Raw genomic sequence first — 26,565 nt, 5'->3', positions numbered from 1 at the left:
GATTATTTAGCCTTTTCCTGATGAACGGATATATCCAGCGGACCGAAGTATTGCGTTTTAATCTTTTCCCAGGTGCCGTCGGCAATGATTTTCGCCAGCCCGTCATTGAGCAGTTTTTTGATATGGTCGTCGCCTTTACGCAGACCGTACGACGAACCGATACTGAACAGTTTGTCGTCGCGCACTTCCGGGCCGGTCAGGGTAAAATTCTTGCCTTCCGGTTTGTTGAGGAAACCAAAGGTCACCGCCACCGCCGGGCTGAGCGCGCCGTCTAAACGACCGGCCACCAGATCCTGATAAATGGTGTCCTGATCGGCATATGCCACCACATCCACCCCTTTCGGCTGCCAGAAAGTATTGGCATACATTTCCTGAATCGACCCCTGCTGAACTGCGATACGTTTGCCCTGCAACGATTCCGGCGTCGGCAACAGCGGACTGCCTTTTTGCACCACCAGTTTGGTCGGAATGTGATACACAAAATCGCTGAAGTCGATCACTTTGCGACGTTTTTCGGTCGCACCCTGCGGCGAAATGAAATCCACTTTTTTGGCGATCAGCGAAGGAATTTCAGCGTCAAAGCTGCTGACCACATAGTCACATTTCACTTTCATCTCTTTGCAGATGGCATTGGTGACGTCAATTTCAAAGCCGGTCGGCGTGCCCGCCGCATCACGGAACTGGAATGGCGGATAACTTAAATCTGCGCCGACACGCAAAGTTTCGCCTTCGGCATGTGCCAGCGCACTGCCAAACGTCAGGGCCATAACGGCAGCCGCCAGTGTTTTTTTCATCATTATCCTGTCCTCTTACCCAAGGTTATTATTTTGATTGTTAAGTTAAAAATGAGACTTCCAGTTTAAAAACTCTTCCCGCACGGCCTGAAGTTTTGCGCCGTCCTGACATAAATCCACTGTCGTCATCGCCAGCGCTTTTGCCGCCTGCAACATGGCCTGCAAACCGGCCCCGGAACCGGCCGCTTTGGCAAATTCCGGTGTATGCGGCAGCACATCACCGATACGGATATACGGGTGGATCGCCGCTGTTATCTGACTGACATTGCCGATATCCGAAGAACCGATCCCGCCACTGAGCGGCGGCGGAACCACTTCCACACCCAGAATGTCCAGATTCTGTTTAAAGTATTCCGCCAGCGTCAGATTGTTATTGCGCTCGGCGTAGGTCAGCCCTTCTTCAATTTCCAGCCGCGCACCGGCCATCAGCGCCGCGCCCTGTGCCGCATCAAACACTTTTTGTTTAACAATGCTCAGCCCTCTGACCGTACTGGCCCGCATCAGGAACTTCGCCTCCGCATAAGCCGGAACAATATTGGTCGCGCTGCCGCCGTCGGAAATGATGCCGTGCACGCGCACATCGTCGGTGAACATCTGACGCAGGGCGTTAATGCCGTTGAAAGTGTGGATCACCGCATCGAGTGCGCTGATGCCGTTTTGGGGTGCCGACGCCGCATGCGCCGCTTTGCCATAGAACTTAAACACCGCATCGACACACGCCAGCCCGCCGCGCACCACCATGGTTTTGTCGCGCGGATGGAACATCATTACGGCGTCCACATGGTCGAAAATGCCTTTCTCGCTGAGAATAATTTTGCCGCCGCCCTCTTCTTCTGCCGGTGTGCCGATCACTTCCAGCCTGCCGGTCAGCAGATGCGATTGCTGTTTCAGCGCCAGCGCGGCCGTCACGGATGCCGTGCCAATCAGGTTATGTCCGCAGGCATGCCCCAGATCCTTCAGCGCATCGTATTCCGCCAGCAACGCGACCACCGGACCCGGCTTGCCACTGTCATAGGTTGCGCGAAACGCCGTCGCCAGGCCGCCAGGTTGTTCCTCAATCTCAAACCCCGCCGCGCGCAGTGGTGCAATCAGTGCCGCTGCGGATTCGACTTCCTCAAAGCTGAGTTCAGGGTTGGCATGAATATTCATCGCCAGCGCGCTGGCCTGCGCGGCGAGTGAATCCACAGCCGCAATAATCTGAGTTTTCTGTTCCCCGGCGTGATGAACTGATGTAGTGCAATTCGACATGTTTATTCCCTGCGATGGTGCAAAAAACCAAAAATTATTTTCGGATGAATACAATCTGACACTGCGATAAGTCGTCTCTGTGCCTTACAGAAATAGGGCTTTTGACGTTTTCGGTCAAATTGAGCCTTTTTATCTGTTGCGTCTTTTACGCAAAAATTATTTTATGGATGAGGGATTTTACTGGCGGCGGAGAACGATGAACGAGAAAGACTGGCTGATATTGCGGGCGGTATATCAGCATAAAAACATTACCCGGGCGGCAGAGCAGCTTTATACCTCTCAGCCCGCACTCAGTTACCGTTTGCGCCAGATTGAACGCAAGCTGGCGATCCGTCTGTTTGAAGAAGGACAAAAAGGACTGGTTTTCAGCGCGCAAGGGGAATATCTCGCGCAACACGCGTTGACCGTGCTCAACGATTTACAGCAACTGAAACTCAATCTGCACAGTCTGGATCAGGAACAGCAGGGAGAGATTTCGCTGGGCGTGTCGAGCAACTATGCAGCGTACCGTCTGCCACCATTACTCAGCCAGTTCCGGCAGACGCATCCGGGGATCCGCGTGAATCTGATGAGTGGTTTTAGCGAGGAAATCATTCAGAAACTGTTGCGCGGGGAAATTGATATGGCGCTGGTCAAGGACGATTTTAACTGGAAGGAAGGCAAGCATCTGATTGAGGAAGATGATTACGTGCTGATCAACAGTCAGGATTTTGATTTCGCCCTGCTGCCGCACATGCCGCAGATAAAAATTCATCACGGCCCGCACGTGACACAACTGATTGAGCGCTGGTGGAATGCCAACTTTTCCCATGCGCCGACTGTCACGATGGAAGTCGACAAACTGGAAGTGTGCATGGCGATGGTGGAACACGGGCTGGGTTACGCGATTGTCGCCACTTATTTACCGCTGCCGGAGCATTTTTACCGCCGCCCGATTAACGTGGACGGCGCGACGGTAAAAAACCGCACCTGGCTGCTGCACCGCCATAACCTGAACGCCACGCCGTACATGCAGGCATTTATTCATCTGTTACAGACAGCACAGCACGGGCTGACGCCCCGCTGATCAGAGATCTAACGTGCCGTCGATCAGCGTACAGGTATCGCCACCGATCCAGGGTTCGCCATCCACGAACGTGACCGTCACGCGGCCATCGCGCTGGAGTTTGGTGCCCTGCCGCACGCGGTAAGTTTGTGCCATCTGAGCGCCATCCGGGAAATTCGCCGCTTTCAGCACCCGGGCCAGACAGGCATTGGCGCTGCCAGTGACCGGATCTTCTTTCAGCACACCGTCCTCATCGATAATCGCCCGCACTTCATAATCCGCCGAGCCATTTTTATCGTGTAAACCGTACACCGCGATACCGTTAATCCCGAGTTGTTTTTGTAGCTGGCTGACTGCCGCGGCATCGGCGGTGATGTTCAGGCAATCCTGCGCACTTTCCATCCGTACGACCAGCCAGATGATGCCCATATCAACCGCAACCGGCATGACATCAGCCTGAATATTACCGCCGCGCAGCGCGGTTTCCAGCAAGGTGTGATGTTCAGCCGCCAGCGGTTTCATCTGCGCAGGCGGCGCGGAAAATGCCTGACCGCCATCTGCCAGTTGCTTCACCTGCACCAGCCCGACACCGCATTCCTGCACCAGATATCCCGCGTTTTTTGGCTTCAGCCCGCTTTGCAACAGCGCGTACGCCGTGCCCAGCGTCGGATGTCCGGCGAACGGCAGCTCTTTGTCGGTCGTAAAAATCCGCACACGGTAATCCGCTTCGGGTGAAACCGGTTTGAGCACAAACGCCGTTTCCGCCAGATTGGTCCAGCGGGCCATCGCAAACATTTCGGCATCCGTCAGTCCTTCCGAATCCAATATCACGGCCAATGCATTGCCTTTGAGTGGCTCAGCGGTGAACACATCAACTTGTTTAAAACGGCGCAGGCGGGTCATAGCAAATCCTTTTAAATCATTAAGAAAGAGAGGGCGAACTGACTGAGTTTAGGAATATTTCGATAAGTTATCGAGAAAAATGTCAGCCGCTGTCGGCTGACCTATGCTTAATAACGTCGTTTCCAAAATATCCTAAAAACATAAGGAACAGAAAGATGCCCGTGAAGGATTTAATTGGTATTGGTATCGGCCCTTTTAATTTAAGTCTCGCCGCCATGGCAAAAGACACAGAAAAACTCAACGCCGCTTTCTTTGATGCTAACCCGGAATTCAGCTGGCATCCCGGTATGTTATTACCCACGGCGACCATGCAGACCTACGTCCTGCAGGATCTGGTCACTACCGTTGCGCCGCGCAGCGAATTTTCGTTTATTAATTATCTGGTTGATCAGAAGAAGATTTACCGTTTTCTGGCCACGGAACAGCTGATCATCAGCCGCGATGAGTTTTCCGACTATCTGCGCTGGGCGTGTGACCGCATTGCGGGTTTGCATTTTTCCGAACCGGTTGAGCGTATTGATTTCGACGATAAGCGACAGGAATTTATCGTACAGAGTGAAAAAGGCGAGCACCGCGCGCGCAATATTTGCCTCGGCACCGGCCATGCGCCGTGGATCCCAAAACCGGCACGGGCGGCGCTGGGTGATAACTGTTTTCACGCCGCAGAAATAGAACTACGTGAGCCAGATTTCACCGGTAAACGTGTGGTCGTTGTCGGCGGCGGACAAAGCGGTGCCGACATCGTTCTCAACGCGCTGAGCGGCCACTGGGGCGAGTTCACCGAACTGAGCTGGATATCACGCCGCCCTAATTTTCAGCCGCTGGATGAATCCATTTTCACCAATGAGTATTTCACGCCGGAGTATGTGAATTACTTTTATACGCTGCCGGAAGAGGTGCGCGAGCAGGAAATCGAAACACAAAAACTGCCCTCTGATGGCATCAGTTATCACACGCTCGAAGACATCTACAAGCAGCTTTATCACCGTTTCGACGTGCTGCATCAGCGGCGTAATGTACGTTTGTTGCCGCACCGTGCACTGGATCATATCGTGCGTAATGCGGCTGGCGATTTCAGTTTGCAGGCAAAACACGGGCTGGAAAAATGCGAGGAACATTTCAGTGCCGATATTGTGATCCTGGCAACCGGCTACCGTCCCGGTTTGCCGGATTATCTCGAGCCATTGCTGGATCGTATTCCTTATGACCGCGAGCAGCATCTGCCGCTGCAGCCGAATTTCAATCTGCGCTGGGACGGCCCGGAGCAGAACCGCATTTACGCGGTGAATGCCGGTATTCACAGCCACGGCAGCGCCGAGGGGCAACTGACACTGACTGCGTGGCGATCGGCGAAAATTCTCAATCATCTGCTGGGCGAAGCGCATTACGATCTGCGGCCGGTGCCTTCACTGGTGCAATGGTGGTCGGACGACGCGGGTAAGAAATAGCAGGCACAAAAAAGCGGAGCATCAGGCTCCGCTTTTCCTTTACTGAATTGAATTAAGCACATCAGACGTAAAAATAGATGGCTAAAAAGTGGCAGGCACTGCCGCCGAGCACAAATCCGTGCCAGATCGCGTGGCCGAACCGAAAGCGTTTCGAGGCGTAGAAAATAACGCCCAGCGTGTATATCACGCCGCCCAGCGCCAGCAATATCACACCGCCAAGAGAAAGTGTGGTCGCAAGCTGGTAAATCACAATCAGTGACAGCCAGCCCATCGTCAGATAGGTGACCAGCGAAAGCACCTCAAAACGGTGCGCGAATGCCAGTTTAAAAATCACGCCGAACAGTGCCAGCCCCCAGATCACCGCCATTAATCCTTTTGCCAGCGGGGAGTTAAGCCCGATCAGCAGGAACGGCGTGTAGGTTCCGGCGATCAGCAAATAAATCGCGCAGTGATCAAGTTTTTTCAGCCAGTATTTGGCTTTCTGATGCGGTATCGCGTGATACAGCGTGGAGGCCAGATACAGCAAAATCATGCTGCCGCCGTACAAACTATAACTGGTGATCGCCATGGCGCTGGCGTTATCGCCAACTGCCTGAACCAGCAACAGCACCAGCCCGACAATCCCGAAAACCAGACCAACGCCGTGACTCAGGCTGTTGGCAATTTCTTCGGCCCACGGATATCCCTGTGGGGATGGAGACAACTTACCCATACGTTGAGAATCCTCAAGACAAAAAAGGGAAAATGATTGTTAATAAAACGGTCCAGCAGAATCAGATTAACTGAGAACCATTCCAGTGTACATCTGTAAGCTTAAAATGAGTATTATCTGATGTAACAGTCTCTTAGGCAGATCATCATTTCATTCACCCCGTTGTGTGAAGCCCTTCAATTCATTCAATTTGTTTATAATTTATTCAGATTACATTTTTGAGACACATGCATTTTCCGCACCCAAAAACATGATTTTTTTATATCAAGCGACTAAGGTGTAGCGGAAAAGTGAAATAACGCCGTTTACCATGCCGTCAATATGACTAAGGTTTTAGTATGTCTGCAGCCACTACCCCGCTGAATTTCGGCGCAATGACCGAAGTTTTTCAGTTCCTGATGGAAATCGACAAACTGAAAAGCGTGCAACGTCGCACCAAAGTGTTAGGCACTGAGCGTCAGGAAAACTCCGCAGAACATAGCTGGCATTTCGCCGTGGCAGCAATGTCCCTGGCCCCTTTCGCACCGGAAGGCGTTGATATCAATAAAGTCATCCGTATGGCTTTGATCCACGACATCGTCGAAATCGATGCCGGTGATGTGCTGGTTTACGATCTCGCTGCCCGCGCAGCAGTTCACGATCAGGAAATCATTGCCGCGAAACGCCTGTTCGGCCTGCTGCCTGCACCGCTGAACACACAATTCCTGGATTTGTGGAATGAATACGAAGCGGGTGAAACCCCGGAAGCGCGCTTTGCGCTGGTGATCGACCGCGTGATGCCGATGATCATGAACCTGAATAATCAGGGGCAGAGCTGGGTGGAGAACAATATCCGTCTGGAGCAGGTGTTAGCCCGTAATGCCTTTATCGCCGATATCCATCCTGAACTGTGGCTGCATATCCGCAGCCATCTGGACAACGCCCACCAGCAGGGCTGGCTGAAGTAATTTTTTTGCTCCTTCCCCTCGTAAAGGGGAAGGAGCGAGATCACCTACTTTGGAACAGTCAGTGCCGTTGATTCCACATAAGGTTTCATGATGGTGTCGGCGTCTTTCTGTGCCTGTGCCGCCGCCGCTTCCGGCGTGACTTTCTCATCATTAACCAGCGCCGCCAGCTGATTTTCCATCGCCTGACGCACCGCCACGGTTTCATACGTCGCATACCACGGATAGGCGTACTTCAGCTGCTCCAGCGCAATCGCCGCACGCGGATCTTTCGCCAGATATTCTTTCATTTCCGGTGTGTCATAAGACGCCATACGCGGTGAAAAATAGCCGGTAAAGCGGCTCCAGGCACCGTTCACTTTCGGGCTGACCAGATATTGCAGGAAGGTGTAAGCCGCTTTTTTCTGGTCATCGGAAATGCCTTTAAAACTCACCAGACTCGCCCCGCCGATGGTGACACCGTTACGCACTTTGGCAGGCATCATCGCCACGCCCAGCTCAAAATCTTTGGTATTTTCACGCATAAAGCCCAGTGCACCGGTGCTCAGCATCGCCATGCCGAGTTTGCCGGAAAAGAACGCCGCGCTGATTTGCTTGGAGTTCAGCACACCCGACGGCATCACTTTGTCGCGGTACACCAGATTCTGCCAGAAGCGCAGCGCGCCCAGGGTGGATGGTTTGTCGTAATACACTTCACCCGGATAATCGGCGTTGTAATACTGGCCGCCATTGGCGCGGGTCAGTGCCGACAAAATCCAGCCGCCGTAGTCATCGTTGGTCGATGGCAACATGATCCCCCACTGACCTTTCGCCGAATCCGTCAGCTTTTTCGAGTCTTCCAGCAATTCATCCCAGTCTTTCGGCGGCGCGGTAATGCCCGCTTTGGCGAACATGTCTTTGTTGTAATAGAGAATAGGCGTCGAATTATGGAATGGGATCGCGTAAGTGACGCCGTTAAGCTGAGCGTTCTGGCGCATGGCGGGCCAGAAGTTTTGCGTCAGGAACGGCGTGGCTTTCTGGTCGCCGAATTTGAACAGTTCGTCCATCGGCAGAATTTCGTTTTTGATCGCCAGATCCGCCGTGAAGTTAGCGGACATGATCACCAGCGCCGGTGGCTGGCCAGATTTCGCTGCCGCTTCAGCTTTCACTTTGGTGGTGTCATAGCTGCCGGTAAATATCCCGCGCACTTCCACATCATTTTGTGACTGGTTGAACTCTTTGATAACGCGGGTCATTTCCATGGTCAGCTTGCCGTCAACCGGTGCAGGGAACATGAAATCGATATTTCCTTTGGCGGACGCCGTGCCTGCGGCAATAAAGCCGATGGCGAGCGCCAGCACAGATACTTTACGCATGATGGTGATTCTCCCGGTGCAGATTCTGCTGGTTTTGGCCTGAAAAAAGATGAAGGTCGTGCAAAGAGAAATACAAAGTAATGCGGTCGCCGGGTTGTGGAATGTCCCCGCTGTTTTCCCGCAGCTGGTTTTTACGTACGTAACGGATTTTCCCGAGCGGCGTGTCGGCATGGCACAGATACTCCGCGCCGAGCAGCTCGCGATAGGTCAGCGTCGCCTGCAATTGCAGGCTTTCGCCTTCCACCGGCCGGTCGCTGATGTGTTCGGGTCTGATGCCCAGATACACCTCATCGAGCGCCTGCGCATGTTCAGTTTGCGGCAGACGGACCGGCTGGTTTTCGACTGTCAGCACGCCAGCGGCGCACGGCAGCAGAAACAGATTCATCGACGGGGTGCCGATAAATCCGGCGACAAACAGGTTGGCCGGGTGCGCGTACAGCGTTTCCGGCGCGCCGATTTGTTGCAAATGGCCTTTATCCAGCACGGCGATCCGATCCGCCATGGTCATGGCTTCCATCTGATCGTGAGTGACATAAACGGTGCTGGTTTTCAGTTGCTGATGCAGTTGCATGATGCCGTCACGCACTTCCGTGCGCAGCCGTGCATCGAGATTCGACAGCGGTTCATCCATCAGAAACAGCTTCGGATCGCGCACAATGGCGCGCGCCATCGCAACACGCTGACGCTGGCCGCCGGATAACTTACCGGGTTTACGTTTGAGCAACGGCTCCAGTTGTAATAATCCGGCGACACGATCCACCCGCGCCTGGTGCTGATCTTTCGGCTCATTGCGCATACGCATGCCAAAGGTGATGTTCTGTTCCACGGTCATGTGCGGGAACAGCGCGTAGTTCTGGAAGATCATTGAGAAATTTCGTTCGCGCGGCGACAGCCCGGAGATGTCATTGCCGTCGAGCATAATGCGCCCGTCGCTGACCTCTTCAAGACCCGCCAGCAGGCGCAACAGGGTACTTTTGCCACACCCCGACGGCCCGACCAGCACCAGAAATTCGCCGTCGGCAATCTCCAGCGACAGCTTATTCACCGCCGTGCTGCCTTCAAACTGTTTGGTAATATTTTCCAGACGAATGCCAGACATCATTGCTCATCCGCCGGGCAACTGATTTGCGCGTCATACAGATACGGCCCCGGATATTGCGACAGCGGATGCAGATAGCTGACCAGCCCGGTGTTATCCACCAGACGGTGCATCACGCAGGCCGCCGGTTCGAGGTTATAAAACGGTGCCGGATTGTGATGATAATACGGCACCTGATGCACCGTACCGGGAATGGTGGTGATGATCGCCTGTTTGTACTGGGTGAAAATCAGGCGGTGCGTGTGGCCGCAGAACACGCGAACCAGCGACGGGAAACGGTCGATCAGCGCCAGCAGCTGATCGCCGTTTTCGCAGGAAATCGCGTCCATCTGCGCCGAACCCACTTTCACCGGCGGATGGTGCATAAACACCGCCGTCGGTTTATCGCCGCCCTGCTCCAGCTGACCTTCCAGCCACGCCAGCGTTTCGAGCGTCAGGTACCCTTTCGATTCTCCGGCCAGGCTGGAATCGACAAACAGCAGACGCATCGGGAAATCATCGATGGCGTAACGCATATTTTGCGGGTCAGTACCGAGCTGCGGACACAACGGATGCAGCGCTTCCAGAAACTGCGCTTTGTCGTCGTGGTTGCCGGGAATGATAAACAACGGATAGCGCAGGTTGCCCAGCGTGCGGCGCGCCACCTCATATTCCTGCGGCAAACCGCAGTTAACGATATCGCCGGTGATCACCACCGCATCCGGTTGTTCTTCCAGCGCGTTAAGCTGGCTGACCACTTCGGCGTTACAGCCGTTCACATCGATAAAGTCATACAGTTTGCGGCCGTGGCTGCGAAAGTGCATGTCAGAAATCTGAGCTAAAAACATGGATGACTCCTTTATTTGATGCCCGAGAAGCCGAAGCTTTTCAGGAACTGTTTCTGAAAAATAATGAACGCCAGCATCAGCGGCAGGCACACCATCAGCGTTCCGGCAGTAATTAAGCCCCACTGCCCGCCCGATTCCGCACCCATCGCGAAAGACACCAGCCCGACGGTCAGCACCTGTTTGTCCGGATCGTTAAGCACCATCAGCGGCCACAGGTATTCATTCCAGTGATAGGTAATGCTGACAGTGGCAAAGGCGAGGATGGCGGGCCACGACATCGGGATCAGCACGCGGAACACCACCTGCCACCAGCGGCAGCCCTCCATCAGCGCGGCTTCTTCGATTTCACGGGGAATGCTGAGAAACGCCTGACGCATCAGGAATACGCCAAACGCTGAGGCGAAATACGGCATCATCACGCCGGTCAATGTATTGAGCAGCCCGAACTGTTTGAGGATCATCATGTTCGGCACCATCATAATCACCGGCATGATCATCAGCTGGATCAGCAGCAGGTAGAACAGTGTCTGTTTGCCGCGAAATTCGTGATATGCGAACACGTAACCGGCAGTGGTGATCGTCACCAGCTGAACCAGAAAGGTGCCGAAGGAGAAGAAAATGGTATTGGTGTAAAGCCGCAGCCAGTCGGCGCTGTCCCACGCATCACGGAAGTTTTGCAACGTCAGCGGGAAGCGCGGCAACAGCGAGGCCATATCCGGCGAAAAACTGCTTTCACTGAATGCTGACGACAGCATCCACAGGAAAGGCGCCATCCATAAAAAGGCCGCGCACAGCAGTAAAACCGGCAGTGTCGAACGGCGCGCACCGCGCAATAACATCGATGGCGAACGCACGCCCGCCCGCAATTTTTTACCGGTCATCACCGGCGCTTCAGACGTTTCAACGCTCATAGTGAGCTCCTCTTTCCAGCACACGCAGATTCAGCATCGAAAAACCAAACAGCAACACCAGCGTCAGGAATGTCGCCGCCGAAGCTTTGCCTAAATCATGGGTGTCATTCGCCAGACTCTGGATGTAATACAGCAAGACGGTAGTGGCGTTATTCGGCCCGCCCTGTGTCATCACTGCGACGTGATCTATCTGGGTAATCGAATAAATCAGCGCGATAGTGACCACAAAACTGATGGTCGGGCGCAGCAGCGGCAGCGTGATATAGAAGAAAACCTGCGGGCGCGACGCCCCTTCCATCAGCGCCGCTTCGCGTGCCGAGGCGGGGATCGACTGCAATCCGGCGAGGAAAAACAGCATGTAATAACCGGCGAATTTCCACACGCCGATCACGCTCAGCGCAATCAGCGCACTGTTGCTCATACCGAGATAATTGTTATTCATCGGCCCGAATGCTTTCGCCAGGTAGTAATCCAGCAGCCCCATACCGGGCATGAAAATGAACAACCACAAGGTGGCGGCACTGACCAGCGGGATAATCATCGGGAAGAAAAACGCGGTACGCAGCCAGCGGTTCAGCGAGGTGTTTTCCCACAGCGCAACCGCCAGCAGCAGCGCAAGAATAATGCCGGGCACCACGGTCATCAGGATGTACGCCAGATTATTGAGCAGCGCGCGCCAGAAGACTGAATCCTGGATCAGGCGCAGATAGTTTTGCAGACCGACAAACGGCGGCGCGTCTGACGACAGACGACTGTCAAACAGGCTGTCCGTCGCTGACTGAAATAAGGGGTAATAGGTGAATAAAAACAGAAAAATCAGCGTCGGCAGCAAAATCAGATAAGGGAACAACGTGCGGCGCATTACAGGGTACCGGTCAGCGAAATAAGGTGCCTATCCTGTCCTGCATTTGTGTCAGCCACATGGCGGGAATGTGATGGTTATTTGAATGAAACATGAGCATTGTTACTGAACAAAATAGAGGTCGGGTTTAAGATTGAACGGTAACATGCGGATAAAACCCCACTAAAATGGGGTTGAGTTGAGGTATATAAAGACAGAATCAGATTGGTTGGTAAAACTATAAATAGTTCCTTTAACTGTAAAATAGAGATATCTGCCCTTCAATTGCATTTGGACATTTGAATCTGAAGTAAAAAGAACAGAAGGATAATCTCTGACATCCGCCAGAAACTCTTTCTCTGTTTTTACAGATGGATAAAGATAATATTTATACGTATTTTGGGTCGTTGCACCCGCACTACCTTCAGTCACATAAAGGGTATTAAACTCGCCTATACTTTCCTTTCGTATAATCGTTTGTTCATAAGGTGAAAAATCTAATACCACCTTAATTAAATATCCCAGGAAAGCTATAACCAACACGATGAAAATATATATTTTCCTAAAAACCCGTTCTTTTGGCATAATCAATTCCTGCTCTTATCCATGTCTGATCTTTAGGATCATCCCAATGGGAGTTTGGTCCCTCATAACTACATTTTAAACCACGCAGATATTAATCACTTTGATATTAAAAACAAACCTTTTAAATATAAACACATTAACTTCAACCATACAAAAAACATATTAACCCACGTGGGGTATATTTTATATTTATCTTAAGATCTACACGAAACCAACACCCGGCCTCCCAGCCTTCCCCTCGTGAGAGGGGAAGGAGAAAAAGATTAAACCCGTATTTTTGCTATCCCGAGCGCAATCCCCGCCTTCTCTGACAACTCAAACAGCGCCGGAAGCAGATGCGCAGAGGCTTTCAGATAGGCGCTCACCTGCGAAACGCCTTCCGGCGGCAACAGTTCGCTATTCTCCAGCCCTTCACTCAGGCACAGCAAACCCTGGCAAAGCCCTTCGGCGGATTCAGACGCGACAGCACCCAGATCGTAAAGCTGGGGATCGGTGAAATGGCTCAGATCCAAATCGGCAATCAGGGCGCGGAAAACGGTGAGGGAATTTTCGGAATGAGTGGTTTCAGTATTCATGTCAGTCATGATGATTATTCCAGTACTAGATTTTGAATTTCATCACGCCTTCAGGTTCCAAACTAAAGGTGTGACTCAGGCAGGTTTGGAACTCCGGATCTAGCGACCGGCCAACCATTAAGATTGCCCTGCCTGAGCCACGAATTGAGTGTGCACGTAGCCCCTGAAAAAAAACAAGTTTTTTCAGTTCCAGATATTCGGAGTTCCAAGTCCGGCTACGGATTTTGCCGCAGCGAAGCGACTATATTCCTGCCATTTTGCGAATGAAATGGGCTGAATGGATTTACAGGGAGTTACTTTGAAATCTGGAAGATGTCTCGCAGGAATAACGCCGGTCAGCCCCCCTCCCCTGCAAAGGTGAGGGTTGGGGTGGGGTATTAAAGCAAAATCAAAAAGTTGAAGCGTGCTTTGACAGAAAGTATGAGCCCTTAAAACCCCCCTCCCAACCTCCCCCTTCGCAGGGGGAGGAGTAAAGAAAAACCTGCAGCTTTCGCAGGAGCAAAAGAAAACCCGCTTCAAACCACCACAACTCCCATCCTCTCACGCGCTTCTTCGTATGTCGGCATCGATGCCGCCGCGCCTGCTCTTTCCACACAAACCGAGGCGTAGGCGGATGCGAACTGCGCGGCTTCACGGAGTGTGGCGCCGGCGGCGAGTTGGGAGGCCAGCGCGCCGTTAAAGGCGTCACCTGCACCAGTGGTATCCACCGGGATCGCCGGACAGGCATGGATAATCTGCGTTTCGCCGTTGACTGAAAGCAATGCGCCCTGCGTGCCTAACGTGATGATCAGTGCCTGGATCCCTTTAGCGTGCAGCGCGTGGGCGGCGCGTTGGGCAGAGGGAATATCGCGGACTTCAATACCGGTCAGCAGCGTGCATTCCGTGGCGTTCGGCGTCAGTAAATCAACCTGCGACAGCAGATGGTCGGACACCGGCTGGAACGGCGCGGGGTTGAGGATAATGTAGGTGTCATTTTCCTTCGCGATGCCGATCAGTTTTTCAATCGCAGGTAGATTGTTTTCGAGCTGCGTCAGCAGGATATCAGCGGCGGCGACGGCAGGACGGCATTGTTCGACTTCTTCGTCGGTGACCGTCAGGTTGGCGCCCGGATCAACGGCAATCATGTTTTCAGCATCGGCTCCGGCGACATAAATCAGCGCGTTGCCGGTCGGGCATTCGCTGGTGGAAAACAACGTGACGGCGTCGAAACCGGCGCTGTCGAGATGGCGGCGGGCAAACATGCCGAAATCATCGCGACCAACTTTACCGATGTAATGCACCCGCGCACCGGCACGCAGTGCGGCGACCGCCTGGTTGGCGCCCTTGCCGCCCGCGCCCATCATGCTGTTGCGGGCAATCAGGGATTCCCCCGGTTTGGGGAAACGCGCCATGCCTGCGACGATATCGAGGTTGAAAGACCCAAATACGCATACCTTGCCTTTGTTCATGCCTCTCTCCTGAAGGAAAATGTTCCGGCGGCCAGAGCTGGCTGCGACGGAAAAACGCGCTGTGCGGCTAAACAAGCGCCACGACAACCAGTCTCGTCGGTGACGGCGCTGAAATGAATGGTCAGACCGTTCGCCGGATACGGGCTGCGTAAATGGCTGCGTAACTGTTGTTCCAGTTCGGCCAGCGGGAAGTTTTCCATCGCCAGCACGCCACCGCCCAGCACCAGATATTCGGGATCCAGAATGTTCATTTCGCTGGCGACGGTGCGCGCCAGTCGTGCCACAAATTCGGTTAAATCCACATGCCCCGCATGACGTACAAACAGGTCGGCGAACGGCGTTTGCGGCGCATGTTGCCGCGCCCAGCCGGTCAGCCAGTTGCCGGACGTCAGCGTTTCGACGCAGCCGGTTTTGCCGCACGGACAAAGCAACGGATTCCCCGCCAGCGGGATGTGCCCCAGTTCGCCCGCACCGCCGTGCGCGCCGTGGTAAAAATCACCGTGGATCCACAAACTGTTGCCCAGCCCGGTGCCGAGATACAGCCCGACGGCGACGTCCGGCAGTGCGCTGTGCTGGGTTAAATCCCACCACATCAGATGGTTAACGTCTTTGTCCATCGCCACCGGCAGGTGTAAACGTTGCGAGAGCAGCGCCGCCACCGGCTGATTATCCAGCGCGGAGATAAACGGCAGCGACAGCACGGTCTGGCGGTCGCGGGACAATATGCCCGGCAGCCCGAGCATCACCTGCGCCACCTGATTATGCGGGTCCTGTTCCTGCAAATACGCCGTGATCAGGTTTTCCAGCCCCTGTAACGGATCGGACTGCCCCGCCCAGCTTTGGGTCGGGGTTTTGTGGTAGCCGCGAAAATTTTGCTGGCTGTCCATCAGCATTAAACGGGTATTGGTGCCCCCGACATCCACTCCAAGAAAGTGCGGCATACGGCTCTCCTGCCCTCAGGCTGCGTGACGCGCCTGACGCATCTGATCGAGCATTTTGTCCCAGGCAACATCCAGATCGTTGTCCAGCGTGAACAGGCCGGAACTGCCGACGATCAGCACTTCCGCGCCCGCGCCCATCAGATCCTGATAGGTGCGCAGGTTGCAGGATCCGTCGATTTCGATCAGATAGCGGTAGCCTTTCTGCTGTTTGAGATCGCGCAGTTGCGCGATTTTCCCCAGCATTTCAGGGATAAACGGCTGACCGGCATAGCCCGGATCGACGGTCATCACGGTGATTTTATCCAGCAGATGAATGTAGTGCTGGATGTATTCCACCGGTGTCGCGGGGTTGAGCACCACGCCGACTTTTTTGCCCAGCGAGCGGATCTGATTAATGATGCGGAACGCGTCGCGGTTAATGGTTTCGGCGTGCGGACAGATAAAATCGGCACCGGCAAGGGCTATTGGCTCGATAAAGTCAGCCGGGTTTTCCACCATCATATGCACGTCCAGAACCAGCGGCGTATGCGGGCGGATCTGCTCAATAAAGAACGGCGACAGCGTGATATTTTTGACGTAATGCCCGTCCATGATGTCAATGTGCAGCATGTCGGCGCGACGGTTCAGCACCTCGAGTTGCTGTTTAATGTCGATCAGGCTCATGCACATCAGCGACGGAGAAATTTTGTATTCCATGATGTTTTCCTAAGTCAGAGGCAATTTTAAAAAACTGTTTAAGGTTGAGCCGCCCGCGCTTTGGCAGCGCTCATTCGCCCCGCCCTTTTTTGCAGATAACGGCTGCGGAAGAATTTCAGCGCCAGCACCACGATCAGTACCGCGCCCCACATCGCCAGGCTGAAATGCGGGCTGACGTTCATCAGATTCAGGCCGGTGGAAATCACCTGCAGGACAATCAGCGAGAGCACCACGCCCGCGACTTTGCCGAAGCCACCGTTGGGATCGGTACCGCCGAGGATGATGGCCAGCACCGTCAGCAGCAGATACGAGTCGCCGTAGCCCATGCGCGCCGAGTTGAAACGCGCCATCATAATCAGCCCGGCAATCACGCATAACATGCTGGAAATCACGTAGATGGCGATCAGCACGCGGTGGGTATTCACGCCGCTGAAATGGGTGGCGTTGATGTTGCTGCCGCTCATGTAGATGTATTTACCGAGGCGGGTGCGTTCTAAAAACACCGCGATTAAGGCTGCAGTCAGCAGGAAGATAATCAGCGGAACCGGCACGCCGAGCAGGGTTTCCGCGCCGATAAAGCGCACGATGTCCGGCATACCGCTGATCGCCGCACCGCGTGAAAGGTAGATGCCGACGCCGTTCACCATGGTCATGGTCGCCAGCGTCACCAGAATCGGATGGGCGCCGACATACGCCACCAGCGCGCCGGTCAGCATGCCAATCACCAGCGCCAGAATCATTGCGCCAACCAGCGCCAGCGTCAGCCACACCGCCTGCATCGCCATGCTGGCATCCGGCGGCAACCAGGTGAGAAACACCCATGCCATCAGTAAACTGGTCAGGTTAGCGGTGGCGATAATGCACAGGTTCAGACCACCGCTGAGGATCGGGATAAACATCGCCAGCGTCAGTAAACCGAGTTCCGGCAACTGGAAGGCGACGCTCATAAAGGTGGCATCACTGAAAAACCGCCCCGGCATCGCCAGGCTGAAACCGATGATCACCACCAGCAATAACAGCGATAATCCCAGCGTGGTGTTATCTATTTTCAGGGAAGCGATTTTCAGGCGAGGCCGCGTATCGGGCTTCGCTTTAAGACTCACATTTCTGCTTTTTGCGAACATAGCGGTTTTCCTCAGGCGAAGCCGACTTCGGTTTCTTTGCGTTTCTTGTAATGGGTGACGGTGATGGCCGCGACGATCACCACGCCGATAACGATATTCATGAAGTAACTGGAAACGCCGATCAGGTTGAGGCCGTTTTTCAGCACGCCAATCAGGAACACGCCCATCAGGGTGCCGACCACGCTGCCTTTGCCGCCGTTGAGACTGGCACCGCCGAGCACTGCCGCCGCCAGTACATCCAGCTCGCCGCCGACCAGTGCATTCGGCACCACTTCACCGACGCGATACACCTGCACCAGCCCGCCAATCGCCGCCATCGCGCCGAGATATCCGTAGGCAAAAAGATGCAGCAAACCGACGCGAATACCGATACGGCGTGCGGATTCCTGGTCACCGCCGACCGCAAATAACTGGCGTCCGAGATGGGTTTTGTTAAGCAGGATCCAGCTCAGTCCGGCGACCACTAACATCACCACCACCGGCAATCCAATCTGATAATGCTGCTCGCCGACGCTGAACGGCAGCACACGGATTGGCGTCGTCAGCCAGTCCGGCAGGTCGTACAAACTGGTGCCGTTGGTCAGCCACATCAGCATGCCGAACAGCAGCGACTGCATACTGATGGTGACGATGATCGACACGATGCGCAGGCAGTAGATCAGAATCGCGTTGATCATCCCGAGCACCGTGCCGATGGCGACCGCCAGTAAAATGCTGCCGGTCGGGCTGCTCAGGCCGTAGTGAATCGCCAGCGTGGCGATGAGGTACTGCACGACAGAAGCCACGGCGGCGAACGAAATATCGATTCCGCCGGTGACCAGCACCACGAACAGACCGAGGGCAAAGATGCCGCTGACGGCGTAGCTTTCGGTCAGATCCAGCAGGTTCTGTAAAGTCAGAAACTGGTTGGTGAGTAAGGAAAAGGTGACGATCACCACCAGCAATACCCAGGCTAAATAACCTTCGTTGCTGGACGGGCGTAACCGGCTGAGCTTAAGCATTGACCGCCTCCGCAAGTTGTTGCTGGGTAATCGCGCCCGGCAGATATTCGCCAACCACCGTGCCTTCACTGAAATGCAGCACGCGGTCACAGTTGAAATAGACTTCCGGCACTTCGTCGGAAATCAGCAGGATGGAAATCCCCTCTTCCGCCAGTTGGTGGATCAACTGATAAATGCTGGCTTTCGCGCCGACATCGACGCCGACCGTTGGCGAATCGAGGATCAGGATTTTCGGCTGTGTCAGCACCCATTTCGCGAGGACGATCTTTTGCTGATTGCCACCGGAAAGGGTGGAAATCGCCTGTTCGGGACTGGCGACTTTGACGCCGAGTTTTTCGATCCACTGCTGAATGATCTTGTTTTTGCGGTATTCGTCGATCAGATGAAAACGGCTGCGCAGCTGATCCATGATCGCCAGCACGGTGTTGTCGCCCACCGATTGTTGCTGGATCAGGCCGAGCGTCAGGCGATCTTCCGACACATAACCGACGCCGGATTTGATCGCGTCTTCATGGCTGCGAAAACGCACCGGCTTGCTGTCGAGGTAGATTTTGCCGCTGTCGGGTTTGGTCATGCCGAACAGACTGAGTGCCAGTTCGGTGCGGCCGGAACCGAGCAGACCGCATAAACCGAGCACTTCTCCGGCATGCAGTTTGAAACTGACGTCGTGATACTGGCCTGCGCGGCTGAGTTTGTCGGTTTCCAGCATGATGCGTTCGTCATTCATGTTGGCGGCTTTCAGGCGGTAATCGAGTTTCAGGCCGGTCATCAGTTCGGTCAGGCGTTCGCTGCTGACTTCAGAGGCCGGGAATGTGCCGACCTTTTTGCCGTCACGGATCACCGTGACGCTGTCGGAAATCTCCAGCACTTCATCGAGGCGATGGCTGACGAACACCACGCTGATGCCTTTGCTTTTCAGATAATGCACGGTGCGCAGCAACTGATTCACTTCGGTGCGGGTCAGCGAGGCCGTCGGCTCATCCATAATCACTAACCGCGCATCGGCGACCAGTGCACGGCAAATCGCCACCTGCTGGCGCTGGGCAATCGGCAGCGCCGAGACTTTGCTGTCGAGATCCAGCGTGTAATTCAGTTCAGTCAGAATGCGCTGCGCGGTTTCCCGCAGGCGCGACGGGCGATACCAGCCCATCAGCCCTTGTAAGTTGTGGTCGAAGGCGATGTTCTCGAACACGCTGAGGTTCGGGAACAGCGACAAGTCCTGATAAATCACCTGCACGCCAAACTGACGTGCCTGATCCGGAGAGAGTTTGCTGAAACTCTGGCTGCCCTGCGACGGCGAGCTGAGCGTGATCTGGCAACCGTTGTCCGGCTGATAAACCCCCGAGATCACTTTGATCAACGTACTTTTCCCGCAGCCGTTGGTGCCCGCCAGGCAGTGAACTTCGCCCTGCATCAGCCGCAGGGAAATGTCGTTGAGTGCACGCTGCCCGCCAAACGTCACCGACAGGTTTTGCACATCAATCAGCGGCGCGTTCTCTGTTTGAATGATCTCGGAGATTGCCATGATTACAGCCCCATTTTGACCAGTTTCGGCAGGTTCGCTTTGTCCAGGCTTTCGGTTTCGTTGCCCAGAATGGTGTGCGTTGCTTCATCGACTTTCACTTTGCCCATGCCTTCAATGGTCATGCCGTCAGTGATTTTTTCGCCTTTCTCCAGCTTCTCGGCGATGCGCACAAAGACTTCACCCGCGACCATCGGGTTCCAGATAAAGCCGCCTTTGATGGCCCCGGCTTTCACCAGACTGGCGCCCTGACCCGGACTGAATGGCCCGAACACACAGATGTCGTCAGTTTTGCCACGGTTAAGCACCGCGCGGCCTGCGCCAATCGGGCCTTGCGAGCCGATCGCCAGAATGCCTTTCAGGTTGGCATCTTTGGACATCAGGTCGTTGGTGGTACGGATGCTGTCATCAAGGGATTCGCCGACGCCAAATTTGTCGCCGACCAGATGCATATCCGGATAATGTTCTTTCTGGTAATTGATGGCGGCATCAGCCCATTTCTGATGGAGCGGCACGGTAAGACTTCCGACATACACCGCATAGTCGCCTTTCTCTTTCATACACTGCGCCAGCGCGATCATGTGATTAATGCCGTGCTGCGTGGCATCGACCATTTCGAAATCCCAGTCGGCATATTTCTGATCCGGCGATTCATGCACGATGACTTTGATCCCGGCGTCGTGAGCACGTTTCAGTACCGGCTCAAGCACGCGGGCGTCGTTGGGCACCACGCCGATCACATCCACTTTCTGGGCGATCAAATCTTCAATCGCACGCACCTGTAACGCCGGATCCGCACTGGTCGGCCCGACCTGCCACGCGTCAATCCCGCGTTTGGCCGCTTCGCTTTTGATCCCGGCTTCCATCGCGTTGAACCAGGCGTTACCGCCGACTTTCACCACCACGCCCATGCGAATTTTGTCGGCGGCGTGCGCAGACAGGGACAACATGGCTGTGGCGAACAGGCAGGCAAGAACGGATTTCTTGATCATGTTTACTCTCCTGGGAGGTCAGTTATGTGCCGCAGCTAACGGGCCGTTGCGGCTGTTTTTAGTTTTTTTCTGTAGGGGTGACGGAGAAACTTCAATCACGTTAACGTTGCTCCAGGCCAGTTCCTGGCGGAATTCTTCATCCTCCAGATGGTCTGTTATCAGTGTGTCGATTTCCCGGTAGTGGCAGATCCGCGCAAAAGAGCGGCGGCCGAATTTGCTGGAGTCAGCCAGCAAAATTTTGTGCTCGGAGGAAAGCAGCATTTGCTGTTTCAGCCGTGCGTGATGCTCGTTACTTTCACGGATACCGCCTTCGTGGCTGATGCCGTGACAGGAGAAAAACAGTTTGTTGATGACGAACTCTTTCAGCATTTGTTCAGCCAGCACGCCGACAAAATCTTCATACTTCGCCGAGTATTCGCCGCCCAGTCCGATCACCCGCACGTTAGCTTTCACCGCCAGCGTCTGAATGATGTGCACCGAGTTGGTCAGCACCACCAGCTGAATGTCAGGCAACTGGCGCGCCAGAAACCAGCTGCTGGAACTGCTGTCGAGCAGCAGGCAATCGCCGGGATTGATCAGCTGTAACGCCCGTTTGGCGATACGCGTTTTGCTGTCCGGCGACTGATTGCTGCGGTCACGAAAGGATTCACCCTGTTCAATCTGCGACGGCACATAGGTTTTTTCTGCCGCCGAATGTTCTTTAAACACCGCGCCGCCATGGCTGCGTAACAGCACGCCACGCTTTTCCAGCAGCGCCAGATCCCGCCGCGCGGTTTCCAGCGAGATGCGGCATAACTGCGCCACTTCCTGCACAAGAATGCGTCCGCGCTGGCTGAGAATTTCGGTGATATATCGATGTCGCTCTACTGGCAGCATGTGGTGATTCCTCTTTCCCGATGTCAAATAGGATACGCAGCCGGATGTTTATGGAATGCGCAGTGCCTCAAAGGCGACTGTGCGCATTTTTTGCCACAATCGTCCTGTGATAGTTGTCACGAAAAGGTGAGAAAAGATGAAATGTTAAAGTTTGGATCTGTGGTGGGAACGGCATTAAATCGTCATTTGCGTTGCAACAGAACAGCAACAGATTTGCAAACGGTCACAATTCCTCGTGCAATTTAATGACCGTTAATGACCGGTTGTGTGGATTTGACCGTTTTGGGGGAGTGAACGGGGAGCGAACCCCGCTATCAATGATTTACGCTGACTATCTGCCGCCAGCCAGATCGAGAAAGCTGCCGGTGGCGTAAGAGGCGGAATCCGACAGCAACCAGGCAATCGCCTGTGCGACTTCTTCCGGCTGACCGCCGCGCTGCATCGGCAGATTGGCTTTCACGCGATCGACCCGCCCCGGCTCACCGCCACTGGCGTGCATTTCGGTGTAGATCAGACCCGGACGCACACAGTTAACGCGGATACCGTACGCCGCCACTTCCAGCGCCAGACCGGTTGTCAGGGTATCCACCGCACCTTTCGATGCCGCGTAATCGACATATTCACCCGGCGCACCTAAACGGGAAGCCGCCGAGGACACATTCACAATCGCCCCGCCTTTTCCGCCATGCCGGTGCGACATGATTTTCACCGCCTCGCGGCAGCACAGAAAATACCCGGTCACGTTAGTCGTCAGCACTTTGTTGATACGTGCAGCAGAGAGATTTTCAATGGTCGTCTGCTGGAACAAAATCCCGGCATTATTCACCAGCGCGGTGACCGGGCCGAGTTCGTTGCTCAGCTGTTTGAACATCGTGACAACCTGCGCTTCATCGGAAATATCAGCCTTCAGCGCGATGGCTTTGCCACCGGACTGATGGATTTCATTGATGACAGATTGCGCTGCGGTTTCGTTATTCACGTAATTCACACCGACGGCGTAACCCTGCTGCGCAAGAAGAAGAGCCGTTGCACGGCCGATACCGCGACTGCCGCCGGTGACGAGAGCGATTTTCATGAGTGTAAGATTCCATTGGGGGAAATGAGGAAAGTGCTTACTCCTCCCCCTGCGAAGGGGGAGGCCGGGAGGGGGTTTTAAGGACTAACACTTTGACAAAGCTAACTTTAATTTTTGGATTCTGACCTTAATACCCCACCCCAACCCTCCCCTTCGCAGGGGAGGGAGCAGCCCGAGTTTTTTACTCCTCACCCTTCTCAGCGAGGAGCAGATCGGCGTCTTACTCGTAATCTGACATCGGTACACACGAACAGAACAAATTCCTGTCCCCGTACACGTCATCCAGACGTTTCACCGTCGGCCAGTACTTGTTGTCGTAACCGGCCGGGAATACCGCCACTTCGCGGGTGTACGGATGGTTCCAGTCGCTGACCAGCTCGTTCTGCACGTGCGGTGCATTCACCAGCGGGTTGTCTGCCAGCGGCCATTCGCCTTGCGCCACGCGGTCGATTTCACTGCGGATTGCCAGCAGCGCATCAATGAAGCGATCCAGTTCCACTTTGCTTTCTGATTCGGTTGGTTCAACCATCAGCGTACCGGCCACCGGGAAGGACATGGTCGGGGCATGGAATCCGTAGTCGATCAGACGCTTGGCGATATCCATTTCACTGATACCGGTCGTCTCTTTCAGCGGACGAATATCCAGAATGCATTCGTGCGCCACACGACCATCACGGCCGGTATACAGCACCGGATACGCGTCTTTCAGACGGGTCGCGATGTAGTTCGCATTCAGAATTGCCACCTGGCTGGCTTGTTTCAGACCTTCCGCGCCCATCATGCGGATATACATCCAGCTGATTGGCAGGATGGAAGCACTGCCGAACGGTGCCGCAGAAACCGCGCCGTTTTGCGTCAGCACGCCGTCAATCTGCACCACGCTGTGACCCGGAACGAACGGCGCCAGATGCGCTTTCACCCCAATCGGACCCATGCCAGGACCGCCGCCGCCGTGCGGGATACAGAAGGTTTTATGCAGGTTAAGGTGCGAGACGTCCGCGCCGATGTAACCCGGCGTGGTAATGCCGACCTGTGCGTTCATATTCGCGCCGTCGAGGTAAACCTGACCGCCGTACTGATGCACAATCTGGCAAACTTCGCGGATAGTTTCTTCGTAAACGCCGTGCGTTGAAGGGTACGTCACCATGATACAAGACAGCTCATCGCCCGCTTTCGCCGCTTTCTCACGCAGGTCGCTCAGGTCGATGTTGCCCTGTTTATCACACGCAACCACTACGACGGTCATGCTCGCCATCTGCGCGGAAGCCGGGTTGGTGCCGTGCGCTGAACTTGGGATCAGGCAGATGTGACGACCGCTTTCGTTACGGCTTTCGTGGTAACGACGGATGGCCAGCAGACCCGCGTATTCGCCCTGCGCGCCGGAGTTTGGCTGCATGCAAACTGCGTCGTAACCGGTAAGCTGAACCAGCCATTGTGACAACTGACCAATCATCTGCTGATAACCGCCAGCCTGTTCTGTCGGACAGAACGGGTGCAGATCGGCAAATTCCGGCCAGGTTATCGGGATCATTTCTGCCGCAGCGTTCAGTTTCATGGTGCAGGAACCCAGCGGGATCATGGCCTGATTCAGCGCCAGATCTTTTTTCTCCAGACGGTGCATATAACGCATCATCTCGGTTTCGCTGTGGTACTGGTTGAATACCGGATGGGTCAGGATCGGATCCACACGCAGCATAGCAGCAGGAATGGAGTTGCTGTCGGTCGATGCCGCCTTGTCCAGTTTGTCGATATCCAGACCGTTGTCGTCACCCAGCAGGGCAGCGAACAGAACCTGAACGTCTTCGCGGGACGTGGCTTCGTCGAGGGTGATACCGACTGCGCCGTGAATGTCAGTACGCAGGTTCAGACCGAAACTCAGCGCGCGTTCCAGCACGGCGGCTTTGTCTTTGACTTCAACAGTCAGCGTGTCAAACCAGGTGTTATGACGCAGCGTCAGGCCACCCTGTTTCAGGCCAGCGGCCAGAATGTCGGTCAGACGGTGAATACGTGACGCAATGCGTTTCAGGCCTTCAGGACCGTGGAATACCGCATACAGACTGGCAATATTCGCCAGTAAAACCTGCGAGGTACAAATGTTGGAGTTGGCTTTTTCGCGGCGGATATGTTGCTCGCGGGTCTGCATCGCCATACGCAGTGCAGTTTTGCCTGCGGCATCACGGGAAACCCCGATGATACGGCCCGGCATGGAACGTTTGAATTCGTCTACACAGGCGAAGAATGCCGCGTGCGGACCACCGTAGCCCATCGGCACGCCAAAGCGTTGCGCGGAACCGAAGACCACGTCTGCGCCCTGCTTGCCCGGTGCAGCCAGCAGCACCAGCGCCATAATATCAGCGGCAACGCTGGTAATAATTTTGCGGGATTTCAGTTCGCCCAGCAGCGCGGTGTAATCGTGAACTTCACCGGTGGTGCCAACCTGCTGCAGCAGCACGCCGAACACGCCTTCCAGCTCGAGCACTTTTTCGGCTTTATCAACGATGATGTCAAAACCGAAGGTTTCCGCGCGGGTGCGTACCACATCCAGCGTTTGCGGATGCACGTCGTCTGCCACGAAGAAACGGTTGGCATCTTTGAGTTTGCTGGCACGTTTTGCCAGCGCCATCGCTTCGGCTGCAGCAGTCGCTTCATCAAGCAAAGAAGCAGAAGCCAGATCCAGCCCCGTTAAGTCTAAAGTCAGTTGCTGGAAGTTCAGCAGCGCTTCAAGACGGCCCTGTGATACTTCCGGCTGATACGGCGTGTACGCGGTGTACCAGCCCGGATTTTCCAGCATATTGCGCTGGATAACCGGCGGTGTCAGCACCGCGCTGTAACCCATACCGATGTAGGATTTATAGCGTTGATTCTGGCTGGCAATGGCTTTCAGCTCAGCCAGCGCCTGATGTTCCGTGACGGCATCACCGACAGCCGGCGGGCCAGGTAACTGGATATCGACCGGAACGATCTGCTGGATCAGCGCATTTAAAGAATCCGCACCGACCGTCTCCAGCATCTGTTGCTGCTGCTGAGAAGACGGACCGATGTGGCGGCCGATAAAGGCTTCGCTGTGTTCGAGTTGGCTGAGAGTCTGAGTCATTTGCTACGCATTCCTGAAATCTGCTGGAGGTGTCTTGGGATACTGACAAAAGCTACGGGTCTGGAACTGCCCCGCAAGCGGGTTGCGGGGCGGGTAATGCAATGTGTAATTACTCGTCGATGGACGCTGAGTAGGCTTGTGCATCAAGCAGCTTGGCCAGTTCGCTTTCGTCTGACGCTTTAATCTGGAACAGGAAACCGGTGCCGTATGGCTCGCTGTTGACCAGCTCCGGAGAACCTTCCAGTTCGCTGTTAACTGCAACGATTTCGCCGCTAATTGGAGAGTAAATATCTGACGCCGCTTTGACGGATTCAGCCACGGCGCAATCTTCACCGGCGGCAACTTCACGGCCGACTTCTGGCAGATCAACGAAAACCATATCGCCCAGTAACTCCTGTGCGTGTTCGGTGATGCCTACGGTATAAACGCCGTTGCCTTCTGAACGTATCCACTCGTGGGAGGATGCGTATTTCAAATCTGCTGGAACATTGCTCATGTTACTTTCTCCA

At 54.6% G+C, this 26,565-nt stretch carries 25 protein-coding genes; 3 read left to right on the top strand and 22 right to left on the bottom strand.

Annotated features, from left to right (window positions below; all coding sequences use genetic code 11):
• Positions 1-2: 2 nt before the first annotated feature.
• Together ABIC79_RS10610 and ABIC79_RS10605 are read right to left on the bottom strand one after the other, a co-directional pair.
• Complete coding sequence (locus ABIC79_RS10610) at positions 3-797, bottom strand: transporter substrate-binding domain-containing protein (protein ID WP_013576758.1); 795 nt, start codon at positions 795-797, stop codon at positions 3-5.
• Positions 798-839: 42 nt separating this feature from the next.
• Positions 840-2,042, bottom strand: a complete 1,203-nt coding sequence (locus ABIC79_RS10605; RefSeq protein ID WP_134706653.1) for a M20 family metallopeptidase — start codon at positions 2,040-2,042, stop codon at positions 840-842.
• A gap of 196 nt (positions 2,043-2,238) precedes the next feature.
• Between ABIC79_RS10605 and ABIC79_RS10600 the strand changes: the two genes are divergently transcribed.
• Positions 2,239-3,108, top strand: coding sequence for a LysR family transcriptional regulator (locus ABIC79_RS10600; protein ID WP_112151093.1), 870 nt, complete (start codon positions 2,239-2,241; stop codon positions 3,106-3,108).
• Here ABIC79_RS10600 and ABIC79_RS10595 read toward each other — a convergent pair whose 3' ends face one another.
• A complete protein-coding gene (locus ABIC79_RS10595) occupies positions 3,109-3,990 on the bottom strand; it encodes a PhzF family phenazine biosynthesis protein (protein ID WP_354567062.1) in 882 nt (293 codons plus the stop codon).
• 155 nt (positions 3,991-4,145) lie between these two features.
• On the opposite strand from ABIC79_RS10595, the gene ABIC79_RS10590 reads away from it, so the two are divergent.
• Entirely contained in the window at positions 4,146-5,438 is a 1,293-nt protein-coding gene (locus ABIC79_RS10590) for a lysine N(6)-hydroxylase/L-ornithine N(5)-oxygenase family protein (protein ID WP_013576762.1), read from the top strand.
• Between the two features lie 61 nt (positions 5,439-5,499).
• Here ABIC79_RS10590 and trhA read toward each other — a convergent pair whose 3' ends face one another.
• Positions 5,500-6,150 carry a PAQR family membrane homeostasis protein TrhA gene (gene trhA / locus ABIC79_RS10585; protein ID WP_354567060.1) on the bottom strand — a complete coding sequence of 217 codons (651 nt, stop codon included), beginning with the start codon at positions 6,148-6,150 and terminating at the stop codon, positions 5,500-5,502.
• A 338-nt stretch (positions 6,151-6,488) separates the two neighbouring features.
• Here trhA and ABIC79_RS10580 point away from each other — a divergent pair, with 338 nt between their 5' ends.
• Positions 6,489-7,097 carry an HD domain-containing protein gene (locus ABIC79_RS10580; RefSeq protein WP_013576764.1) on the top strand — a complete coding sequence of 203 codons (609 nt, stop codon included), beginning with the start codon at positions 6,489-6,491 and terminating at the stop codon, positions 7,095-7,097.
• A 44-nt stretch (positions 7,098-7,141) separates the two neighbouring features.
• On the opposite strand, the gene ABIC79_RS10575 is transcribed toward ABIC79_RS10580, so the two are convergent.
• The 18 genes from ABIC79_RS10575 to gcvH form a co-directional block, all read right to left on the bottom strand.
• The gene (locus ABIC79_RS10575) at positions 7,142-8,449 is read right to left on the bottom strand and encodes an ABC transporter substrate-binding protein (protein WP_112150857.1); all 1,308 of its coding nucleotides are present in this window, start codon (positions 8,447-8,449) and stop codon (positions 7,142-7,144) included.
• Complete coding sequence (locus tag ABIC79_RS10570; RefSeq protein ID WP_015690330.1) at positions 8,442-9,548, bottom strand: ABC transporter ATP-binding protein; 1,107 nt, start codon at positions 9,546-9,548, stop codon at positions 8,442-8,444. The genes ABIC79_RS10575 and ABIC79_RS10570 overlap by 8 nt, the downstream gene beginning before the upstream one ends.
• The gene (gene gpdQ / locus ABIC79_RS10565; protein WP_013576767.1) at positions 9,548-10,375 is read right to left on the bottom strand and encodes a glycerophosphodiester phosphodiesterase GpdQ; all 828 of its coding nucleotides are present in this window, start codon (positions 10,373-10,375) and stop codon (positions 9,548-9,550) included. Before gpdQ ends, ABIC79_RS10570 begins: the two co-directional genes overlap by 1 nt.
• An 11-nt stretch (positions 10,376-10,386) precedes the next feature.
• Positions 10,387-11,286 carry a carbohydrate ABC transporter permease gene (locus ABIC79_RS10560; protein ID WP_013576768.1) on the bottom strand — a complete coding sequence of 300 codons (900 nt, stop codon included), beginning with the start codon at positions 11,284-11,286 and terminating at the stop codon, positions 10,387-10,389.
• Positions 11,276-12,148 carry a carbohydrate ABC transporter permease gene (locus ABIC79_RS10555; protein WP_013576769.1) on the bottom strand — a complete coding sequence of 291 codons (873 nt, stop codon included), beginning with the start codon at positions 12,146-12,148 and terminating at the stop codon, positions 11,276-11,278. The genes ABIC79_RS10560 and ABIC79_RS10555 overlap by 11 nt, the downstream gene beginning before the upstream one ends.
• Before the next feature lie 162 nt (positions 12,149-12,310).
• Positions 12,311-12,712: a hypothetical protein gene (locus tag ABIC79_RS10550; protein ID WP_112150859.1), complete on the bottom strand. Its 402-nt coding sequence runs from the start codon at positions 12,710-12,712 to the stop codon at positions 12,311-12,313.
• 263 nt (positions 12,713-12,975) lie between these two features.
• Positions 12,976-13,296 carry a hypothetical protein gene (locus ABIC79_RS10545; protein WP_121019756.1) on the bottom strand — a complete coding sequence of 107 codons (321 nt, stop codon included), beginning with the start codon at positions 13,294-13,296 and terminating at the stop codon, positions 12,976-12,978.
• A 506-nt stretch (positions 13,297-13,802) separates the two neighbouring features.
• Positions 13,803-14,735 carry a ribokinase gene (rbsK, locus tag ABIC79_RS10540; RefSeq protein ID WP_112198228.1) on the bottom strand — a complete coding sequence of 311 codons (933 nt, stop codon included), beginning with the start codon at positions 14,733-14,735 and terminating at the stop codon, positions 13,803-13,805.
• A complete protein-coding gene (gene alsK, locus ABIC79_RS10535; protein ID WP_013576773.1) occupies positions 14,732-15,676 on the bottom strand; it encodes an allose kinase in 945 nt (314 codons plus the stop codon). The genes rbsK and alsK overlap by 4 nt, the downstream gene beginning before the upstream one ends.
• Before the next feature lie 15 nt (positions 15,677-15,691).
• Complete coding sequence (gene alsE / locus ABIC79_RS10530) at positions 15,692-16,372, bottom strand: D-allulose 6-phosphate 3-epimerase (RefSeq protein ID WP_013576774.1); 681 nt, start codon at positions 16,370-16,372, stop codon at positions 15,692-15,694.
• Positions 16,373-16,410: 38 nt separating this feature from the next.
• Entirely contained in the window at positions 16,411-17,496 is a 1,086-nt protein-coding gene (locus ABIC79_RS10525) for an ABC transporter permease (RefSeq protein WP_013576775.1), read from the bottom strand.
• 11 nt (positions 17,497-17,507) lie between these two features.
• Positions 17,508-18,497, bottom strand: coding sequence for an ABC transporter permease (locus tag ABIC79_RS10520; protein WP_112150866.1), 990 nt, complete (start codon positions 18,495-18,497; stop codon positions 17,508-17,510).
• Entirely contained in the window at positions 18,490-20,022 is a 1,533-nt protein-coding gene (locus tag ABIC79_RS10515; protein WP_013576777.1) for a sugar ABC transporter ATP-binding protein, read from the bottom strand. Before ABIC79_RS10515 ends, ABIC79_RS10520 begins: the two co-directional genes overlap by 8 nt.
• Positions 20,023-20,024: 2 nt before the next feature.
• Positions 20,025-21,011, bottom strand: coding sequence for a substrate-binding domain-containing protein (locus ABIC79_RS10510; RefSeq protein ID WP_013576778.1), 987 nt, complete (start codon positions 21,009-21,011; stop codon positions 20,025-20,027).
• 18 nt (positions 21,012-21,029) lie between these two features.
• Positions 21,030-21,887, bottom strand: a complete 858-nt coding sequence (locus tag ABIC79_RS10505; RefSeq protein WP_013576779.1) for a DeoR/GlpR family DNA-binding transcription regulator — start codon at positions 21,885-21,887, stop codon at positions 21,030-21,032.
• 331 nt (positions 21,888-22,218) lie between these two features.
• Positions 22,219-22,962, bottom strand: coding sequence for an SDR family oxidoreductase (locus ABIC79_RS10500; RefSeq protein WP_119261921.1), 744 nt, complete (start codon positions 22,960-22,962; stop codon positions 22,219-22,221).
• Positions 22,963-23,182: 220 nt separating this feature from the next.
• Positions 23,183-26,056, bottom strand: a complete 2,874-nt coding sequence (gene gcvP / locus ABIC79_RS10495; RefSeq protein ID WP_013576781.1) for an aminomethyl-transferring glycine dehydrogenase — start codon at positions 26,054-26,056, stop codon at positions 23,183-23,185.
• 109 nt (positions 26,057-26,165) lie between these two features.
• Positions 26,166-26,552, bottom strand: coding sequence for a glycine cleavage system protein GcvH (gcvH, locus tag ABIC79_RS10490; RefSeq protein ID WP_112150869.1), 387 nt, complete (start codon positions 26,550-26,552; stop codon positions 26,166-26,168).
• Positions 26,553-26,565: the final 13 nt, after the last annotated feature.

Origin of the sequence: Rahnella sp. 2050, assembly GCF_040544515.1 — a bacterium.
Classification (GTDB): Bacteria; Pseudomonadota; Gammaproteobacteria; order Enterobacterales; family Enterobacteriaceae; genus Rahnella; species Rahnella aceris.
Note: the sequence above shows the minus strand (reverse complement) of the source record. Positions and strands in the feature narration are given on the sequence as shown.

Excerpts from the sequence above, each read along its gene's own strand:
- ABIC79_RS10610 (WP_013576758.1), bottom strand. The coding sequence starts at position 797 with ATGATGAAAAAAACACTGGCGGCTGCCGTTATGGCCCTGACGTTTGGC.
- ABIC79_RS10600 (WP_112151093.1), top strand. The coding sequence starts at position 2,239 with ATGAACGAGAAAGACTGGCTGATATTGCGGGCGGTATATCAGCATAAA.
- ABIC79_RS10525 (WP_013576775.1), bottom strand. The coding sequence starts at position 17,496 with ATGTTCGCAAAAAGCAGAAATGTGAGTCTTAAAGCGAAGCCCGATACG.
- ABIC79_RS10570 (WP_015690330.1), bottom strand. The coding sequence starts at position 9,548 with ATGTCTGGCATTCGTCTGGAAAATATTACCAAACAGTTTGAAGGCAGC.
- ABIC79_RS10560 (WP_013576768.1), bottom strand. The coding sequence starts at position 11,286 with ATGAGCGTTGAAACGTCTGAAGCGCCGGTGATGACCGGTAAAAAATTG.
- ABIC79_RS10505 (WP_013576779.1), bottom strand. The coding sequence starts at position 21,887 with ATGCTGCCAGTAGAGCGACATCGATATATCACCGAAATTCTCAGCCAG.
- alsK (WP_013576773.1), bottom strand. The coding sequence starts at position 15,676 with ATGCCGCACTTTCTTGGAGTGGATGTCGGGGGCACCAATACCCGTTTA.
- gcvP (WP_013576781.1), bottom strand. The coding sequence starts at position 26,056 with ATGACTCAGACTCTCAGCCAACTCGAACACAGCGAAGCCTTTATCGGC.
- ABIC79_RS10595 (WP_354567062.1), bottom strand. The coding sequence starts at position 3,990 with ATGACCCGCCTGCGCCGTTTTAAACAAGTTGATGTGTTCACCGCTGAG.
- ABIC79_RS10545 (WP_121019756.1), bottom strand. The coding sequence starts at position 13,296 with ATGACTGACATGAATACTGAAACCACTCATTCCGAAAATTCCCTCACC.
- ABIC79_RS10520 (WP_112150866.1), bottom strand. The coding sequence starts at position 18,497 with ATGCTTAAGCTCAGCCGGTTACGCCCGTCCAGCAACGAAGGTTATTTA.
- ABIC79_RS10515 (WP_013576777.1), bottom strand. The coding sequence starts at position 20,022 with ATGGCAATCTCCGAGATCATTCAAACAGAGAACGCGCCGCTGATTGAT.
- ABIC79_RS10500 (WP_119261921.1), bottom strand. The coding sequence starts at position 22,962 with ATGAAAATCGCTCTCGTCACCGGCGGCAGTCGCGGTATCGGCCGTGCA.
- ABIC79_RS10580 (WP_013576764.1), top strand. The coding sequence starts at position 6,489 with ATGTCTGCAGCCACTACCCCGCTGAATTTCGGCGCAATGACCGAAGTT.
- ABIC79_RS10510 (WP_013576778.1), bottom strand. The coding sequence starts at position 21,011 with ATGATCAAGAAATCCGTTCTTGCCTGCCTGTTCGCCACAGCCATGTTG.
- ABIC79_RS10590 (WP_013576762.1), top strand. The coding sequence starts at position 4,146 with ATGCCCGTGAAGGATTTAATTGGTATTGGTATCGGCCCTTTTAATTTA.
- gpdQ (WP_013576767.1), bottom strand. The coding sequence starts at position 10,375 with ATGTTTTTAGCTCAGATTTCTGACATGCACTTTCGCAGCCACGGCCGC.
- ABIC79_RS10550 (WP_112150859.1), bottom strand. The coding sequence starts at position 12,712 with ATGCCAAAAGAACGGGTTTTTAGGAAAATATATATTTTCATCGTGTTG.
- rbsK (WP_112198228.1), bottom strand. The coding sequence starts at position 14,735 with ATGAACAAAGGCAAGGTATGCGTATTTGGGTCTTTCAACCTCGATATC.
- ABIC79_RS10575 (WP_112150857.1), bottom strand. The coding sequence starts at position 8,449 with ATGCGTAAAGTATCTGTGCTGGCGCTCGCCATCGGCTTTATTGCCGCA.
- alsE (WP_013576774.1), bottom strand. The coding sequence starts at position 16,372 with ATGGAATACAAAATTTCTCCGTCGCTGATGTGCATGAGCCTGATCGAC.
- trhA (WP_354567060.1), bottom strand. The coding sequence starts at position 6,150 with ATGGGTAAGTTGTCTCCATCCCCACAGGGATATCCGTGGGCCGAAGAA.
- gcvH (WP_112150869.1), bottom strand. The coding sequence starts at position 26,552 with ATGAGCAATGTTCCAGCAGATTTGAAATACGCATCCTCCCACGAGTGG.
- ABIC79_RS10605 (WP_134706653.1), bottom strand. The coding sequence starts at position 2,042 with ATGTCGAATTGCACTACATCAGTTCATCACGCCGGGGAACAGAAAACT.
- ABIC79_RS10555 (WP_013576769.1), bottom strand. The coding sequence starts at position 12,148 with ATGCGCCGCACGTTGTTCCCTTATCTGATTTTGCTGCCGACGCTGATT.